The sequence below is a fragment of the Gammaproteobacteria bacterium genome (genome assembly GCA_041395725.1).
GTDB lineage: Bacteria > Pseudomonadota > Gammaproteobacteria > Pseudomonadales > Pseudohongiellaceae > NORP240.
On record JAWKZW010000001.1, the window covers coordinates 1,292,321 to 1,308,562 of the forward strand.

General features: G+C 56.7%; 12 protein-coding genes. 7 read left to right on the forward strand and 5 right to left on the reverse strand.

Features of this window, described 5'->3' with window-relative positions; translation table 11 throughout:
* On the reverse strand, positions 1-711 hold the full coding sequence (gene pdsR, locus R3F50_05740; protein ID MEZ5489802.1) for a proteobacterial dedicated sortase system response regulator: 711 nt from the start codon (positions 709-711) through the stop codon (positions 1-3).
* 446 nt (positions 712-1,157) lie between these two features.
* On the opposite strand from pdsR, the gene R3F50_05745 reads away from it, so the two are divergent.
* Both R3F50_05745 and R3F50_05750 read left to right on the forward strand, forming a co-directional pair.
* The gene (locus tag R3F50_05745; protein MEZ5489803.1) at positions 1,158-1,826 is read left to right on the forward strand and encodes a glutathione S-transferase family protein; all 669 of its coding nucleotides are present in this window, start codon (positions 1,158-1,160) and stop codon (positions 1,824-1,826) included.
* 13 nt (positions 1,827-1,839) lie between these two features.
* On the forward strand, positions 1,840-2,379 hold the full coding sequence (locus tag R3F50_05750) for a DUF924 family protein (protein MEZ5489804.1): 540 nt from the start codon (positions 1,840-1,842) through the stop codon (positions 2,377-2,379).
* A gap of 31 nt (positions 2,380-2,410) precedes the next feature.
* On the opposite strand, the gene R3F50_05755 is transcribed toward R3F50_05750, so the two are convergent.
* On the reverse strand, positions 2,411-3,493 hold the full coding sequence (locus R3F50_05755; GenBank protein ID MEZ5489805.1) for a 3-deoxy-7-phosphoheptulonate synthase: 1,083 nt from the start codon (positions 3,491-3,493) through the stop codon (positions 2,411-2,413).
* Positions 3,494-4,444: 951 nt separating this feature from the next.
* Positions 4,445-6,328: a phosphomethylpyrimidine synthase ThiC gene (gene thiC / locus R3F50_05760; protein ID MEZ5489806.1), complete on the reverse strand. Its 1,884-nt coding sequence runs from the start codon at positions 6,326-6,328 to the stop codon at positions 4,445-4,447.
* Positions 6,329-6,707: 379 nt separating this feature from the next.
* Between thiC and R3F50_05765 the strand changes: the two genes are divergently transcribed.
* Positions 6,708-8,117, forward strand: coding sequence for a TolC family outer membrane protein (locus R3F50_05765; protein ID MEZ5489807.1), 1,410 nt, complete (start codon positions 6,708-6,710; stop codon positions 8,115-8,117).
* Between the two features lie 102 nt (positions 8,118-8,219).
* Here the strand turns inward: R3F50_05765 and ovoA are convergent, their stop codons facing one another.
* A complete protein-coding gene (gene ovoA, locus R3F50_05770) occupies positions 8,220-10,550 on the reverse strand; it encodes a 5-histidylcysteine sulfoxide synthase (GenBank protein MEZ5489808.1) in 2,331 nt (776 codons plus the stop codon).
* Positions 10,551-10,700: 150 nt separating this feature from the next.
* Between ovoA and R3F50_05775 the strand changes: the two genes are divergently transcribed.
* Positions 10,701-11,846, forward strand: coding sequence for a pyridoxal phosphate-dependent aminotransferase (locus R3F50_05775; protein ID MEZ5489809.1), 1,146 nt, complete (start codon positions 10,701-10,703; stop codon positions 11,844-11,846).
* Between the two features lie 175 nt (positions 11,847-12,021).
* Complete coding sequence (queG, locus tag R3F50_05780; protein MEZ5489810.1) at positions 12,022-13,077, forward strand: tRNA epoxyqueuosine(34) reductase QueG; 1,056 nt, start codon at positions 12,022-12,024, stop codon at positions 13,075-13,077.
* 501 nt (positions 13,078-13,578) lie between these two features.
* On the opposite strand, the gene orn is transcribed toward queG, so the two are convergent.
* On the reverse strand, positions 13,579-14,124 hold the full coding sequence (orn, locus tag R3F50_05785; protein MEZ5489811.1) for an oligoribonuclease: 546 nt from the start codon (positions 14,122-14,124) through the stop codon (positions 13,579-13,581).
* A gap of 119 nt (positions 14,125-14,243) precedes the next feature.
* Between orn and rsgA the strand changes: the two genes are divergently transcribed.
* Positions 14,244-15,254, forward strand: coding sequence for a small ribosomal subunit biogenesis GTPase RsgA (gene rsgA, locus R3F50_05790; protein MEZ5489812.1), 1,011 nt, complete (start codon positions 14,244-14,246; stop codon positions 15,252-15,254).
* Positions 15,255-15,392: 138 nt separating this feature from the next.
* Complete coding sequence (locus R3F50_05795; GenBank protein ID MEZ5489813.1) at positions 15,393-16,208, forward strand: rhodanese-like domain-containing protein; 816 nt, start codon at positions 15,393-15,395, stop codon at positions 16,206-16,208.
* The last annotated feature ends 34 nt before the right edge of the window (positions 16,209-16,242 follow it).

Sequence of the window (16,242 nt, forward strand, 5' to 3'; positions counted from 1 at the left end):
TCAGTGGACTATATTCTCTGCGTTAATATTCCAGCGGTAACCCATGCCATAGACCGTTTCGATACAATCGAAGCTGCTGTCGACAAGGATGAATTTTTTACGGATTCGCTTCACGTGAGAGGTAATGGTACTGCTGTCCACGTATATTTTGGACTCCTGCATCAGTACCTGCCGGCTCTTCACATGACCAGGGTACTTGGCCAGCGCATGCACCATCCAGAATTCAGTGACCGTCAGCGGTACCGGCTTGTTATCCCACTGGACTGTCATTCGCCCCACATCCAGGGTCAACTTGCCCCGATTGAGCAGGTTTTCCGGGGATGTTGGCTGATCCTGCACATCCAGACGACGGAACAGCGCTGCAATTCGAGCCGACAGATGGGGCAGGCTGATATCCTTGGTGAGGTAGTCGTCGGCACCCATCCTTAATCCGCTCACGGTATCGAAATCATTGTCCCGCGCGGTGAGAAAAATAATCGGCAGGGTATCGGACATGGAACGTAACGCCTGACACAGGGTGAAGCCCCCGTCGATCTCATCTTCCAGGCCGATATCGATTATGGCCAGACTTGGCAGCCTGATGTCAAAGGCCGCCATGGCATCGCTGCGGTTGGCATAGGTCTGTACCTCATACCCCTGCTTGCGAAGCACATCCGCGTAGTTTTCCCTGATGGCTGCTTCATCTTCAACAATAGCGATTCTTCTGTTCATCGCGCTCACAAAACTCCTGCTGCTAAAGGCCCGTCGCAATATCGGCAATATACTTTAAATCCTTGATTCTTATTAGCTAAATCAGCGCTCCACGAGTAATTGCCACGATTCTGCCATATTTAATCAGTACATGGCCTTTTTCGATCCCCCCAGCGGTAATAAACACCGTGTTTAATAGCCAACTCATAAGGGGAGATTCCCGGCACACCGGGGTTCCTCTTCAAGGCTGACAACCGGACCACCACGCACTCACCGGCAGAGGGCTCACGTTGTCAGACTTTATGCCAACCACCCCTGGCAGTGCAGGTTTTTAACAGGCTTTCCTGTCAGAGTGCGATAACCGCCCGGAGAGAATTTCGGATCACGGTTTGGGCAGATTCCGGGAAAGCTATCGAAGACAAAACTGGTAAGACTTCGAGTCAGTACTGTTATCCGGAGCTAGAGCAATGAAAGATGTCAGGCTTGTAATCGGCAACAAAAACTATTCTTCCTGGTCCCTGTGTCCCTGGTTGCTGTTGAAAATGTTCAACGTCGACTTCGAGGAAATCTCCATCGCGTTATATCAGCGCAACACGGCGGAAAAACTTGGTCCTTTGTCGCCATCACTGAAGGTACCGGTGCTGCTCCACAAGGAGATCAGCATCTGGGATTCGCTGGCGATCTGCGAGTATATCTCCGCCGAGCTGCTCGGTGATGTGGGCTGGCCGACCAACACCCGCAAACGAGCCAGCGCCCGCTCGGTGAGCGCCGAGATCCACGCCGACTTCCCCAATATAAAGCGCGACTGGCCGCTGAACTGCAAGGCGGGTATTCGCCGCACGGCATCCGAAAAGGTGCTGGAGGAGATTGCCCGCATCGACTCCATCTGGCGCTGCTGCCGCCACAAGTTCGGTGAGAACGGCGACTATCTGTACGGCAGGTTTTCCATCGCTGACTGCATGTTCGCGCCGGTGGCCATTATCCTGGCCAACAACCAGGCTCAGCTGTGCGAGGAATCCCGCCGGTACTGTGATACGCTGCTGAACAACCCCTTTGTACAAAGCTGGGTTGCACAGGGACGGGCCGAGAAAGAGCCCCTGTCCATCGCTCCCCTGGCACAGGCCAGCAACATGTAACCGGATAGCTTGCTTGAATGCCCAGGACGTAATCAGTTTCTGGTTCGAGGAAATCGAACCAGCCCAGCGATTCAAAAAAGACCCGGCGTTTGATCGAATAATCATCGAGCGCTTTTCCTGCCTGCATCGCAGCGCCAGTCGCTGCGAACTGTACGGCTGGCGCAACTCGCCTCAGGGTGCCCTGGCGGAAATCATCGTCCTGGATCAATTTTCCCGCAACCTGTTTCGCGACAGCCCTTTGGCCTTCGCCTCTGACAGCCTCGCACTGGCGCTGGCCCAGGAACTGGTCAGACGGCAACTGGACAGTCAGTTAACGGTGGAACAGCGAGGCTTCGCCTACATGCCCTATATGCACAGTGAATCCGCCGAAATCCACCAATTGGCGCTGACGCTATTCGACCAGCCGGGGCTGGAAAGACAGCTGGAATTTGAAAAACGTCACAAGGAGATCATCGACAGGTTCGGGCGCTACCCGCACCGCAATGCTCTCCTTGGCCGGGAAACTTCGGAGCAGGAGCTGCGCTTCCTGGAACAGCCAGGTTCCAGTTTCTAGCCCAAACAGCTGCGAGTTACAAAGGTGCTTTTCAAGCGTTACCGGCACTTTCGCGCTGCGGCAGGACATCCCGTAATTTCTCCGCCATATCCCGGATCGCTTTCTCGGTGGTATCCCAGTCCATACAGGCATCGGTAACGGAAACGCCGTACTGCAGCTGGCTGAGATCCTTGGGAATACTCTGGTTACCGGCGTTGATGTTGCTTTCCAGCATCACGCCGATAATGGACTGGTTACCCTCGATTATCTGATGCGCAACATCCTTTAAAACCAGTGGCTGAACCTCAGGGTTCTTGTCAGAATTGGCGTGACTGCAGTCGATGACGATATTGCGGCTGACGCCCCCTTTCTCCAGCGCCTGTTCCGCCTGAGCCACGTGGACGGTGTCGTAGTTCGGTCCGTTACTGCCACCGCGCAAGACAACATGGGCATGAGGATTACCCTTGGTAGTTACCACCGACACCTGCCCTTGACCATTGATACCGAGAAATCGATGGGGGCTGGTGACTGACTGCATGGCATTAATCGCCACCGTCAACCCGCCATCGGTCCCGTTCTTGAATCCGACGGCAGAAGACAATCCACTGGACATCTCCCGATGAGTCTGTGACTCGGTAGTTCTGGCGCCAATGGCCGACCAGGCGATGATGTCCTGCAGGTATTGCGGAGAGATCGGGTCCAGTGCCTCGGTGGCGGCCGGCAGACCCAGCTCTACGATATCCAACAGCAGTTTGCGACCCATGCGCAGTCCGTCTTCAATTTTGAACGAATCATCAAGATAAGGATCGTTTATCAGCCCTTTCCAGCCGATGGAAGTCCGGGGTTTCTCGAAGTAAACCCGCATCACCAGGTACAGGGTATCCTTGACCTCATCTGCCAGTTTTTTCAGGCGCCGGGCATAGTCCATCGCCGCGTCAGGATCGTGAATGGAACAGGGTCCGACCACGGCAAAAAGCCGCGAATCCTTGCGATCCAGGATGTTATAAATAGTCTCGCGAGCCTCTTTGACCCGATGCTGAGCTTCGTCAATAAGCGGCAATTCATCCTTCAGCTGTTGCGGCGTAATCAGCGGCATATTAGAGGCAATATTCAGATCATCAATCACTTCAGACATGATCAGGGACTCGTTCACGTTGAAAAAAGGGCGGCAATGATAACAGATGGGGCTCTTAAGTTGAACTGTGGTGCTTCTTGTTGCTTTTTGGGTCAGGCTTTTATTGCGTCGGCAATAGTGGCTCCGAGCGGCCTGGCCAAGCCGGGGTGTCGTGCTGCTGCGGACCGCGCCCCTCCGGGGTGCCTTCACTCTGAAAAATGCCCTGGGGGGCGGTCATTTTTCGCCGTTCAGCGCTGGTCCTTAATTGCAGCCGCACGACACCCCGGCTTGACCATGCCTTAGGCTTCAGCTCAGGATGAAGCCCGGCGGCTTCGAATACTTCGGCGGCGATTGGCTTGTACCGGTACGAATCATGCCTCGTCGTTTCAACAGAGACAGTTCAAAAGGCTTGCAGGAACGCTGCAGCCAAAGGTCTCGCACTGAGCGCCGGGCCAGGGGAATCTGAGGACGGAGCAATCAAAACGCCGCACCGACTGACCGAAGGAGACCGCCTGCGGGCTCCTGACCGAGGGAGGGTACCCCGGAGGGGGGCAAGTTGCGGAGGATCAGATTCCCCTGGGCCGGTGCGGCCTCCGGACCAGCACACGCCCATGTCCCGAAATCCGCAAAAAGGCCCCGAGAAATCACCAGCTACTGTTGTTGCTGCAAAAGCCCGTGTTGTCAGATCGCGGGCGCGCGGCTTGGTAAAGGCGGCATGGTAAAAATAGTCACATTACATTTTGGTTTGGGCGAGTATCTGATTGGTGGATGGACTATCAGTGGCTCCGAACGGCCTGGTCAGGGGAATCTGAGGACGGAGCGATCAGAACGCCCCACCGACTGACCGAAGGAGACCGCTTGCGGGCTCCTGACCGAGGGAGGGTACCCCGGAGGGGTGCAAGTTGCGGAGGATCAGATTCCCCTGGCCCGGCGCGGCCTCCGGATGGGCACACGCCACCAAATCAACTCCAGCTAAACCTTGCGATAAAGCTGCCGTCCTGACTCATTGTAGACCTCGGCCATCTCCTCCATGCCGGCCGACATGGCCTCGTCAATGCTGCCAAGCTCGCGGGCTTTGGCGTAGTCCCGCACTTCCTGGCTTATTTTCATGGAGCAGAATTTCGGCCCGCACATGGAACAGAAATGGGCCACTTTGCCGGACTGCTTGGGCAAGGTTTCATCGTGGTAGGCCCGGGCGGTTTCCGGGTCCAGCGCCAGATTGAACTGATCTTCCCAGCGGAACTCGAAGCGAGCCTTGGAAAGCGCGTTGTCTCTCAGCTGAGCGCCCGGGTGACCCTTGGCCAGATCCGCCGCGTGGGCGGCGATTTTGTAGGCGATCAGGCCTTCCTTGACGTCCTTCTTGTCGGGCAGCCCCAGATGCTCTTTGGGCGTCACGTAGCACAGCATGGCACAACCGAACCAGCCGATCATGGCTGCACCGATACCTGAAGTAATGTGATCGTAGCCAGGGGCGATGTCCGTGGTCAAAGGGCCCAGCGTATAGAAAGGCGCTTCGTCGCAGACTTCAAGCTGCCTGGTCATGTTCTCCTGGATCATGTGCATCGGCACGTGGCCCGGGCCTTCGATCATGGTCTGTACATCGTGTTGCCAGGCGATTTTGGTCAGCTCACCCAGAGTTTCCAACTCGCCGAACTGGGCTTCATCGTTGGCATCTGCCACGGAGCCTGGTCGCAGTCCGTCGCCCAGGGAGAATGAGACATCGTAGGCCTTCATAATCTCGCAGATTTCCTCGAAATGGGTATAGAGGAAGTTTTCCTGGTGGTGAGCGAGGCACCACTTGGCCATGATCGAGCCGCCCCGGGAGACGATACCCGTCATGCGCCTGGCGGTCAGAGGCACGTAGCGCAGCAGCACGCCCGCATGAATGGTGAAATAATCCACTCCCTGCTCTGCCTGTTCGATCAGCGTGTCACGGAAGATTTCCCAGGTCAGATCCTCGGCAACGCCATCCACTTTTTCCAGCGCCTGATAAATGGGTACTGTGCCTATGGGCAACATGGAGTTGCGAATGATCCACTCCCGGGTTTCGTGGATGTTCCTGCCAGTCGACAGGTCCATGACGGTATCGGCACCCCAGTGGGCCGCCCAGGCCAGTTTTTCAACTTCTTCCTCGATGGAAGAGGTGACGGCCGAATTGCCGATATTGGCGTTGACCTTGACCAGGAAGTTGCGCCCGATAATCATCGGTTCGACTTCCGGGTGATTGATATTGGCGGGGATGATAGCCCGTCCTCGGGCGACTTCGTCGCGAACAAATTCCGGGGTTATCTCGCCGGGAATGGCGGCGCCGAAAGACTGCCCGGGGTGCTGGGCGGCAATCGCTGCCTGTTCCCTCGCCTGCTGGTAGTTCATGTTCTCGCGGATGGCGATAAATTCCATTTCCGGCGTGACAATTCCCTTGCGTGCGTAGTGCAGCTGCGAGACATTCCTGCCTGGCAGCGCCCGACGCGGCAGTCGCAGGTGCTCAAAGCGCAGATGGGCTGTTTGCACATCCTGCTGCCGTTGCCGCCCAAAGCTGGAGCTGACGCCATCGAGTTGCTCCGTATCACCGCGCTCTACTATCCAGGGGGTGCGTATGGGCGGCAATCCGGCACGCAGGTCGATGTGTGCTTCGGGATCTGAATAGGGTCCGGAAGAATCGTAGACTCGCACCGGGGGGTTCGGCTCGCGGCCTGATTCGGTGACCGTGTCGGTCAGCACTATCTCCCGCATAGGTACCAGGAGATCCTCCCGGCTGCCGGCTACGGTGATCTTGCGGGAGTTCTCAAAGCGCTTACGCGTAGCGCTGTCGAGGCGGGTAATGTTGTCAAGAAACTGCTCAGTGTTGGCGCTCATGGGGGTATCCTGCGAATTCCTGGCCCGCCAGAAGTTCCGACAGGCAGCGTTAGCCCTATCCGGCGCTCTGGATCAGGAATATTCCTCGTGATGAATTCAAGCAAAGCTAATGATCGCAGGCATTATGCCTTATTCCCTCCGCCTCTGTCACAGCAATGGCCGCGCCCGGAATGCGTGGTAACTCTTTGAACAGTCGTTGCGTCTAAATTGGAAAGCCAATTTGATTTGCGGGGATCCCTATGGTCTGTTTGTCACATCTGGTAACACTGTGTAGAATGCCATCAATTCTGAAACCCGCTGGAAATCAGACATTCCAGGCCTCGCGGGCCGCTGGAATGCAATTCTTTCTTACTATCGATTTAGTCAAAGGTTTGTCACTATGGGGCCGCTCGTTAAGACCATTGGAACCGCGCTTTGTTGTCTGTTGCCACTTTCGCTCAGCCATGCCGATGACCTGGCCGAAATTCTCGACCTGGCGTTGAACAACGACCCTACCCTGCGCCAGGCACGTGCCCAGTACCGCTCCAATCGGGAAGTGCTGAGCCAGGGTCAAGCAGCACTTCTGCCAACTCTCTCGGTTGGCGGTACCACACAGCGCCAGACCGCCGGGCCGGCTGATTCCCTTTATAGAACATTTACAGATCCTGACACCGGCGAAACCAGCAGAGTCCGGTTTGCGAACGATATGAGCTTCCGACCGGGCCAGAACAGCCATGGCTATTTCGTGAACCTGTCGCAGGCGCTGATTAACCTGCCGGCCTGGTATACGTTTCAGAGCGCCAAGGCGACAGATCGCGCTGCGGCGATGAACTATGCCGCCCAGGAACAGGATCTTATTTTCAGGGTAGCCATTGCCTATTTTGACGTACTGCGAGCCATCGACCTGCTGGAAACCAACCTGCAGGAAGAAGAAGCGGCACTCAGATCTCTCGAACAGACCCGTCGGCGGGAAGAGGTGGGACTGGACACCATCATCGATGTCAACGACAGCCAGGCCGCGTACGACCTGGCGCGCAACACTACCATCCTGCAGCGGGATATTCTGCAGGCGAGCTACGAGTCATTGGAAGCGATCACCGGCAGGCCCCATCCCAGAATCGAGGTCTTGCGGGAGGATTTCCCGGTCCTGCGCGTGGAAGGTGAACTGGAAGACTGGGAGGCCATGGCTGAGGATAACAGCCTGGCTGTGGCCGCCGCTGAATATAGCCTTGTCGCTACCAGGGAGACACTAAGAGCCCGCAAGGCAGCCCACCTCCCTACCCTGTCTGCCGGCGGCAGTTTCAGTCATTTTGTGACACCGTCGATTGTGCGGGATGGTGTGCAGGCCAGTGGCGGTGCGTTTGATCAGACCAACCTGTCGCTGACTCTCAGTATTCCGATCTACAGCGGTGGAGCAGTCAGCTCCCGCCGCCGTGCCGCCGAGTATGACGTCATAGCCGCCCAGGAAGGCCTGGAACTGGCCAAGCGCCAGTTGACCCAGAACATCCGCAACACCTACCGCCGGGTTAACACCGACGTGCTGGTCATCGCCCAGCGCCAGCAGTCGATCGTTTCCGCCCAGAGCGCCCTGGATCAGACTGAACTGGGCGTTGAAGTGGGACAGCGCAACATCGTGGAACTGCTCCGGGCGCGGGAAAATCTGTTCCGCGCTCTGCGCGAATACGCCGTAGCCCGCTACGACTACGTGCTGGATACCCTGGCACTGAAACAGGTCAGCGGCGTGCTGACTCCACAGGACGTGCTGGATCTGAACACCTGGCTGGAAGAACCGGAAACCACCGTTCAGTAAGCGGACCCGGGTGAACGCATCAGGCAGAACCAGACACAACCCTCAGAACAACAAAAAGCCGGCATATAGCCGGCTTTCTGTTAATAAACCCTGTTGAGGCCGTCAGGCGCCTGTTTTCCTCCACACCGTAATCTGGCTGACGATGTATTCGTACTTGCGCCGATGCTCACGGATCATGAACGGGTAATCCTCCTCGTAGACCAGTTCAAAGCCTTGCAAAACCGATCCCAGCCGTCTGATGGTTTCCTCGCTATCCATGCCATCAAGGAAATTGTCCTCAGGCGTGTACTGCCCTGACCAGGTATTCGGCGACGCAATCACCAACACGCCGTCTTTCTGCAACCAGCGATCTGTTTCAACAAACTGGTGCAGGCAGGCTTCCGGGGCCGTCAGTCGACACAACAGGTTGGCCATCAGCACCGCATCGTAAGGCGCATCGGCTTCAGCCGGCAAATCACTGCCCAGCGAGCAGGCGTCGCCTTCAATAAACAGCACCCGGTTACGATCAATGCCGGTCGGCGCCTTAGCGAGCAGTTCGGTGAAATAGCGCCCCGTTTCGCGACGCCGATAAGGCAGCTTGCCGTGCTCTTTCAGGTGCTCGGCGGATTTGATGAATGCGGCGCTGTAATCCAGTGCGGTCACGGAATCAAATTGCCGTGCCAGTTCGAAGGCGGCCCGTCCCACGGCGCAGCCGAGATCCAGAGCCCGCTTTTTGCCTGCCGCGAAACGTTGCATGAGCTCCGCTGTATGCACCACGAAGTTGCCGACCTGGGGGTGCCCGGCCCGTTCCCGGATGGCAGTATCCGCCTGCTCCGCGTCTGATCCATAGTGAAACAGCAGGTACTGATCGACCAGCTGGGAGGTTTCATACTTGTTGCTGGATTCGCTTGGATCCTGACTGCTCTGAACGAGACGAAAACCCGCGTGCTGAAAAAAGTGCGGCCGGAAATGAAATCGGGACCAGATGCTGGCCTCGTCTCCGGTGCTGATAAATGAGCCTCCCAGAATCATCTGGTGCTCACCATCGAAACAGGGCGTACTGAAATCCGTGTAGTAGGGATGAATGGCAAAGTCATGCAGTGGGTGAAAGACGTCCTCACACCATTGCCAGACGCTGCCCATGGCATCGTGAATGCCCTGGCTGTTTTCCGCCATGGCATTGACCGGGGATTCACTGCCGTACTGCAGATTCAGGTTCAGCCCCTCGAGACCCCGTTCGGTCATCACCGGGTCAAGCTGCAATAGCTGATCGCGCCCCGGCGTCCAGTCAACAGCCTTGCGCAGTGCCGGCTCCCGCAACGCCAGGTGCTCTGCTTCTTTAAGCAATCGATAGGGAGTATCCACGCCCTCGGCCTCGGACAGCCAGGCACAATAGGCCTTGGCTTCATAATAATTGACGATTGCCGGCCAGTCCCACTGCATGTCGATGGCAGAGAAAAGGGTGCGCAGTCTGTAGCGATGGGATCCGGACGGGCCGTCCTGTACCCAGAAAGTGGGCCATTTGACGTTACGGAATTGACGCCAGCTCCAACCGGACTCACTCCAGTATTTGCGCGTCTCGTAACCACCGGATTCGACAAAACGAAAAAACTCGCCATTGCTGACCAGGTATTTGCTGGCCTTAAAAGAAGATACCTGGCGTTTATCCCGACCGTATTCATTGTCCCAACCGAAGGTGGGCCATTGCCCGGGCTTGCCCAGCTCCAGTGTGGAAGGCCTGATTTCCAGCATCGGGTTATTGGCAGGATAGTCTTTGCCTGCCTGGGGTTGAAGACTGGCAGCAGTACTCTGGCTGTAAGGAGCCGGCCAGCCCGACGGGGTAGTAACGTACTCCAGCGGCAGTTCGCGCATCAGAACACTGGAGGTCTCCAGGTGGATACGCTCGTGTTCGAAGGCCATAGCCAGTGCCCAGCCCTGGCTGTCCCGCGTTATCGGTTCATCCAGGCAGGGGTGTGTCCTGATCAGATTTTCGACCATCCGGTACACGGTATTCCGATACTCTATCACCTCTTCCAATTCGGGCCAGACGTCATCCTCACCCTCATGAAGGTCGTCCCAGGTCATTTCATCGACACCGGTCTCAAACAGCAGCTCGAACTCCTTGTTGACCGGCTCGGTGATCAGCCCGCTGACCAGCAGCTTGTTCACATACAGGCTGGCTGGGTGGGCATAATAGAAAACCAGTGGATGGCGGGTTTTGTGATAGGGCCTGACAAAGAAGGCTTCTTTACTGGTCAGGGCAGAAAACAACAGCTCCGTCAGAGACCAGGTATTCCTGAAATAGCTGAGTATGGCCTGACGACCGCCATTGAGATTCAGCAGGGGCAAGGAACGAAGCGTTGCCTCGAAGTGCTTGACGTGGGGAAGCTCGTCGTCCTGACGGTACTTATAGACGGCTTCTTCCTTATTTTTCGTTGAATTACTGATTTGCATACCTATCGCCTGTTTGTTCGCTGATCTGAATGGCCGCTGATGCCGAAACAATCTGCCTGACTGGAGCGACGGGTGTGGTAAATTTTATGCAGCCAGATTGTTAATGTAAACTTGGTTGTCTCTGAACCCTTTATCCGCCCGTCTCGAGGAATGGCCTTGCTAAGCAAATTACCCACTGTCGGAACCACGATCTTCACCGTGATGTCAAAAATGGCCCAGGACTATGGCGCCATCAACCTGTCACAGGGATTTCCCGATTTCGATTGCCCTGCGCGACTGCGGGAGCTGGTCGCTCTCCACCTGAACGGTGGCAAAAACCAGTATCCCCCGATGGCCGGAATTCCGGAGCTGCGAGAGCAGATCGCTCTAAAAGTAGCAGATTTATACGGATGCAGCGCCGATCCGGATCAGGAGGTGACAGTCACCTCTGGCGCGACCGAGGCCCTGTTCGATGCGGTGCAGGCCTGTGTTGGTCGCGGTGACGAAGTGATAGTCTTCGATCCAGCCTATGATTCCTACGTGCCGGCGATCGATCTGGCAGGGGGAAAAGCTATCCATATTCCCCTTACCCTGCCAGATTACAGTATCGACTGGGAACGGGTCAGGGCCGCTGTGACGGACAGAACCCGTCTGATCATAATCAATTCCCCTCACAATCCCTGCGGCGCCATAATCAAGTACAGCGATCTCGAAGAACTGGCCAGCATAATGCGTGATCGGGACATTTATGTGCTTTCGGATGAAGTCTATGAGCATATGGTGTTTGACGGCCAGTCCCATTGCAGCGTGTTGAGCCACCAGGAATTACGCAGCAGAAGTTTTGCCGTCTTTTCATTTGGGAAAACCTATCATGCAACGGGCTGGAAGATTGCCTATTGCGTTGCCCCCCCGGAACTGACTGCCGAGTTTCGCAAAGTCCACCAGTTCGTCACCTTTACCACGTCCAGCTTCATTCAGTACGGTCTGGCTGACTTCATGAAGGAATGTCCGGAACATGCCAAAGAACTGCCGGCCTTCTATCAGGAGAAACGCGACCTGTTCGGCCAGCTGATAGCGAACTCACGGTTCAGCATCAAACCTTCCAGAGGCACTTATTTTCAGCTGGCCGATTATTCATCGATCAGCGATCTGCCCGACATGGAGTTCGTGACCTGGATGACAAAGCAGAAGGGCGTTGCCGCCATCCCCCTCAGCCCGTTTTATGAACAGGCCCCGGACACCCGTATGATCCGGTTCTGCTTCTGCAAGGATAACGCCACCCTGGAGCAGGCGGCAGAAATTCTGTGCGCTATCTAATGGAAGCACGTGTTTTGTCTCCGGGTCAGATGGGGTGTGTGGTTGATGTGAGCGGGTTTTCAATAGAAGAAAGTATGCTCCGCTATCGAAATCAACGCTGTCAGCCGGCCTCCCCCGCCCCGTTATTGCCACTTGAACAGGCGACAGGAAGTGCCCGGTACATCCGGCACCACGGATGCCCATGACCGATCTGGATATCAACAGGCTGGCTGCCGATATTCGCAACTGGGGGACCGCACTGGGTTTCCAACAGATCGGCTTTACCGATGTGGACCTAAGCCGGTATCGCCCCTTCCTTGAAGACTGGCTGGCTAAACAGTTCCATGGCGAAATGAGCTACATGGCACGTAACCACGAGCTGCGCTGCCACCCTGACAAGTTGCTTAATGATACGCTCACTGTCATCAGCGTACGCATGGACTATTCGGCAACACAGGACAACTCCCTGGAACCTCTGGACAGGAAATCTGCCGCCTATATAGCACGCTACGCCAGAGGACGGGATTACCACAAAGTGATTCGCAAGCGGTTGCAGAAACTCGCAGAACAGATTGAAGAGGCGGTCGGTGCCTTCGGCTATCGCGCCTTCGTCGATAGTGCCCCGGTGCTGGAGAGAGCACTGGCTGAGAAAGCCGGTTTAGGCTGGATCGGCAAGAACACCATGTTAATTAACAAACAGGCCGGCTCCTGGTTTTTCCTCGGCGAACTGTTTACCAACCTGCCTCTGCCAACAGACAGCCCTGCCTCAGAACACTGCGGAACCTGTGCCGCCTGCCTGGAGATCTGCCCCACCAAGGCGTTCGTCGCCCCACATCAACTCGATGCCAGGCGCTGCATCTCCTATTTAACCATTGAGTTAAAAACTGCCATCCCCGAAGCATTGCGCCCCCTCATCGGCAATCGGGTATTCGGCTGTGACGACTGCCAGCTGATCTGCCCCTGGAACAAGTTCACCTCCCCAACCCGGGAAACGGATTTCTCACCCCGCCACTCTCTGGATGACAGCGACCTGTTGCAGCTGTTCCAGTGGAGTGAAGAGGAGTTTCTGCAACGGACTGAAGGCTCCGCGATCCGTCGCACCGGCTACCAGGGCTGGCTGCGCAACCTGGCTGTAGCGCTGGGCAACGCGGACAGCAGCCCGGAGATTGTGCGCGCCCTGCAGGCAAAACAGCACCACCCTTCGGCGCTGGTGCGGGAGCACGTGGAATGGGCGCTGGCGCAGCACCGCTAAACACCCTCCTTCCGACGGTCCCCCCGGAATTAGGCGAAGGCCAATCGAAGCCCAGGGGATGCGGGGAAGATTTTCCGAACAATCAGGCCGCAGGCCGTGAGGGAAAACTTACCCGGAGCCCCGCCAAGCTGCTCGTCAACCACCAGTCCCCTCGAAGCCAGACTCATAAGCACCGAGGGCACCTTCGAACGACTCTGTGCGGGTCAGCCCGCGGAGTGCTTCCTCCTCGCGGCTGACGCCTGATTGCTCGTCAAAAGCTCTCCGCGACCTGCCCCTGAAGTCGTCAGGAATACGGGATTCTGAAAGAAGAGATAATTACACCCAGAAAGACAGCCAACCAGAAACATGCGATATCAAATCGAGGCCTAGGGGATCCGGGGAAGATTTCCCGAACAATCAGGCCGCAGGCCGTGAGGGAAAACTTACCCGGAGCCCCGCTAACCTGCTCGTCAACCTCCAGTCCCCTCGAAGCGAACATAAATAAAAACGAGCATAACCCCATCAATCAAGCCGAAAAAAATGCTCCCGGTAATAAGCCAGCTCCTCGATAGAATCCTTGATGTCGTCCAGGGCGATATGCTTACTCTGCTTATTGAAGCCGGCCAGCATAGCCGGCTTCCAGCGACGGGCAATCTCCTTGACGCTGCTCACGTCCAGATTGCGATAATGAAAAAACGCCTCCAGGTCAGGCATGTGGCGGGACAGGAAACGACGGTCCTGGCAAATGCTGTTGCCGCACATGGGAGAGGCGTTCTCATCGACCCAGTGGCGTAGAAAATCAATAGTCTGCCGTTGCCCCTCGGCCTCATCCACCTTGCTGTCCTTCACCCGCTGAATCAGCCCGGACTGCCCATGGTGCTCCTGATTCCAGTCATCCATGGCATCCAGCGCCTGCTGAGACTGGTGGATCGCAAGTACAGGCCCCTCCGCCAGGATATTCAGGTACGGGTCGGTGACGAGGGTGGCGATTTCGATAATCAGATCGGTATCCGGATTCAGACCCGTCATTTCGAGGTCTATCCAGATCAGGTTCAGACTCTTATCCATGCAGTAATATCCGCCTCGCTCAGTGACCAGTGCCCGGATTCTAGCAAAGCCTGGCGAAGGTGAGTATGCCATAATGACCGTCGCCACCCGGTGCACAGAAGTTGGCAGTAACTGGAACGATGACAAAAAGACGACTTACCAGGCAACAGGAACAGCGTATCCGGCAGCGCCAGAGGCAGCAGGTTGACGAGCGGCAGAAAGTCGACGAAGACGGCAATCTAGCAGCGGACAGCACTGGACGGGCCGGTCTGGTGACCTGTAATTTTGGCCAGCAGCTCGAAGTGGAGGCGCTGGAAGGCCCCCAGGCAGGTCAGTTGTTTCGCTGCTATCAACGCAGCAATCTGCCGCCACTGGTTTGTGGCGACCGGGTGGTCTTTGCGACCGATCAGGAAGAGGGCGGTGTCATCGTGGGTCTGGAAGAGCGGCATAATGTGTTCTGCCGCCCGGGAGCCAGCGGCCAGCTTAAACCGGTGGCCGCCAACATCGATCTGGTGCTGGTGGTTCTGGCTCCCCGCCCGGAGCCGTTCCTGAATCTGCTGGATCGCTACCTGGTAGCCGTTGAAAACCTGTCGCTGAAGCCTCTGATTGTTATCAACAAGAGTGATTTGCGCGATACGGAGCCGGTGCCGGTGATCGACACCGTCCTTGAGGACTACCCGGCGCTGGGCTACGACGTTCTGGAAATCTCTGCTCATGCCGGGCTGGGGCTGGGGCGGCTCAAGGCAGCGCTGGCCGGCAAGACAACAGTGGTTGTCGGGCAATCCGGTGTTGGCAAGTCATCCCTGGTCAATGCGCTAAGCACGGAAATCTCCGCCCGGGTCGGAGGGCTTTCCGGAGGTGCCGGCAAGGGAACCCACACCACCACCGCGGCGCAATTGTTTCATCTCGACGGTTTTAACCTGATCGATTCGCCAGGGATAAGAGAGTTCGGGCTTTGGCATATCAGCCCCGCGCAACTGCTGGACGGCTTCGTGGAGTTCCGGCCCTACCTGGGGCAGTGTAAATTCCGGGACTGCAGCCATAACAACGAGCCGGGTTGTGCGTTACGCGCCGCGGTGGCAACAGGCGCGATCCAGGCTTACCGGCTGGAAAACTGTTTTCAAATTCTGGCCAGCCTGCAGGCAGTTTGACTCTATTGTATTGTCGCCAAGGTTATCCGCGCAGCAGTCCAGAACCAGCAATGCAGGAAACCTCTGACCAATTACCACGATGCTCTGGCCCGGTTAACAAGATAGACTAGCGCCCTCAGAATACGGACACCGACTTTTATGACCACGGACAAGTTACCGCTTATTATCGAAGCCGAACAACTCGAGAAGATACTTGATCAGGCTGACCTTCTGATCATCGATCTGTGCCAACCAAGCGTCTACGAGCGGCTTCATGTGCCGGGTGCTGTGCATGTGAACCCGGCGGAACTGATGAGTGGAAAACCTCCCGCCACGGGCAAATTACCGGACCGGTCGCGGCTGACAGCGCTGTTTTCGCGCCTGGGCCTCAGCGCGGAGAAGTTCGTGGTTGCCTACGACGACGAAGGCGGCGGCTGGGCCGGTCGCTTTCTTTGGACGCTGGATGTAGTAGGCCATAGACGCCATGCCTACCTGAACGGGGGCATTCACGCCTGGCTTGATGAGGGCCGCCCGACGCAGGCCGGTATTGAGGAACCGACCCCGGTCAAATTCGAAGCCAACCTGAACCCCGCCGTGATCGCGACCCTGCAGGAGGTGCTGGAGGAAATACCCAGGTCTGATTCGATTGTCTGGGACGCCCGCTCAGCAGAGGAATATAATGGCTACCGGCGGGGTGCTTTGCGCAACGGTCACATCCCTGGCGCAGTCAACCTGGACTGGCTGGAAACGATGGATCGCAGCAACAACCTGCGGCTGCTGCCCCTGGAGCAATTGCAGGAAAAACTGTCGGCCGTCGGCATCACCAGAGACAAGCGGATTATCACCCACTGTCAGACCCATCATCGCTCCGGTCTGACTTACCTGATCGGCAAGGCACTGGGGCTGAACATAAAAGCCTATGACGGATCCTGGGCGGAATGGGGCAACGACCCCGATACGCCGATAGAATCCTGAACCACGAGGCAGCAACAGAACCGATGCGAACACT

What these genes read in the sequence shown, in the direction of transcription:
- pdsR (MEZ5489802.1), bottom strand. Translation starts at nt 711, where the DNA reads ATGAACAGAAGAATCGCTATTGTTGAAGATGAAGCAGCCATCAGGGAA.
- R3F50_05745 (MEZ5489803.1), top strand. Translation starts at nt 1,158, where the DNA reads ATGAAAGATGTCAGGCTTGTAATCGGCAACAAAAACTATTCTTCCTGG.
- R3F50_05755 (MEZ5489805.1), bottom strand. Translation starts at nt 3,493, where the DNA reads ATGTCTGAAGTGATTGATGATCTGAATATTGCCTCTAATATGCCGCTG.
- thiC (MEZ5489806.1), bottom strand. Translation starts at nt 6,328, where the DNA reads ATGAGCGCCAACACTGAGCAGTTTCTTGACAACATTACCCGCCTCGAC.
- R3F50_05765 (MEZ5489807.1), top strand. Translation starts at nt 6,708, where the DNA reads ATGGGGCCGCTCGTTAAGACCATTGGAACCGCGCTTTGTTGTCTGTTG.
- ovoA (MEZ5489808.1), bottom strand. Translation starts at nt 10,550, where the DNA reads ATGCAAATCAGTAATTCAACGAAAAATAAGGAAGAAGCCGTCTATAAG.
- R3F50_05775 (MEZ5489809.1), top strand. Translation starts at nt 10,701, where the DNA reads ATGGCCTTGCTAAGCAAATTACCCACTGTCGGAACCACGATCTTCACC.
- queG (MEZ5489810.1), top strand. Translation starts at nt 12,022, where the DNA reads ATGCCCATGACCGATCTGGATATCAACAGGCTGGCTGCCGATATTCGC.
- orn (MEZ5489811.1), bottom strand. Translation starts at nt 14,124, where the DNA reads ATGGATAAGAGTCTGAACCTGATCTGGATAGACCTCGAAATGACGGGT.
- rsgA (MEZ5489812.1), top strand. Translation starts at nt 14,244, where the DNA reads ATGACAAAAAGACGACTTACCAGGCAACAGGAACAGCGTATCCGGCAG.
- R3F50_05795 (MEZ5489813.1), top strand. Translation starts at nt 15,393, where the DNA reads ATGACCACGGACAAGTTACCGCTTATTATCGAAGCCGAACAACTCGAG.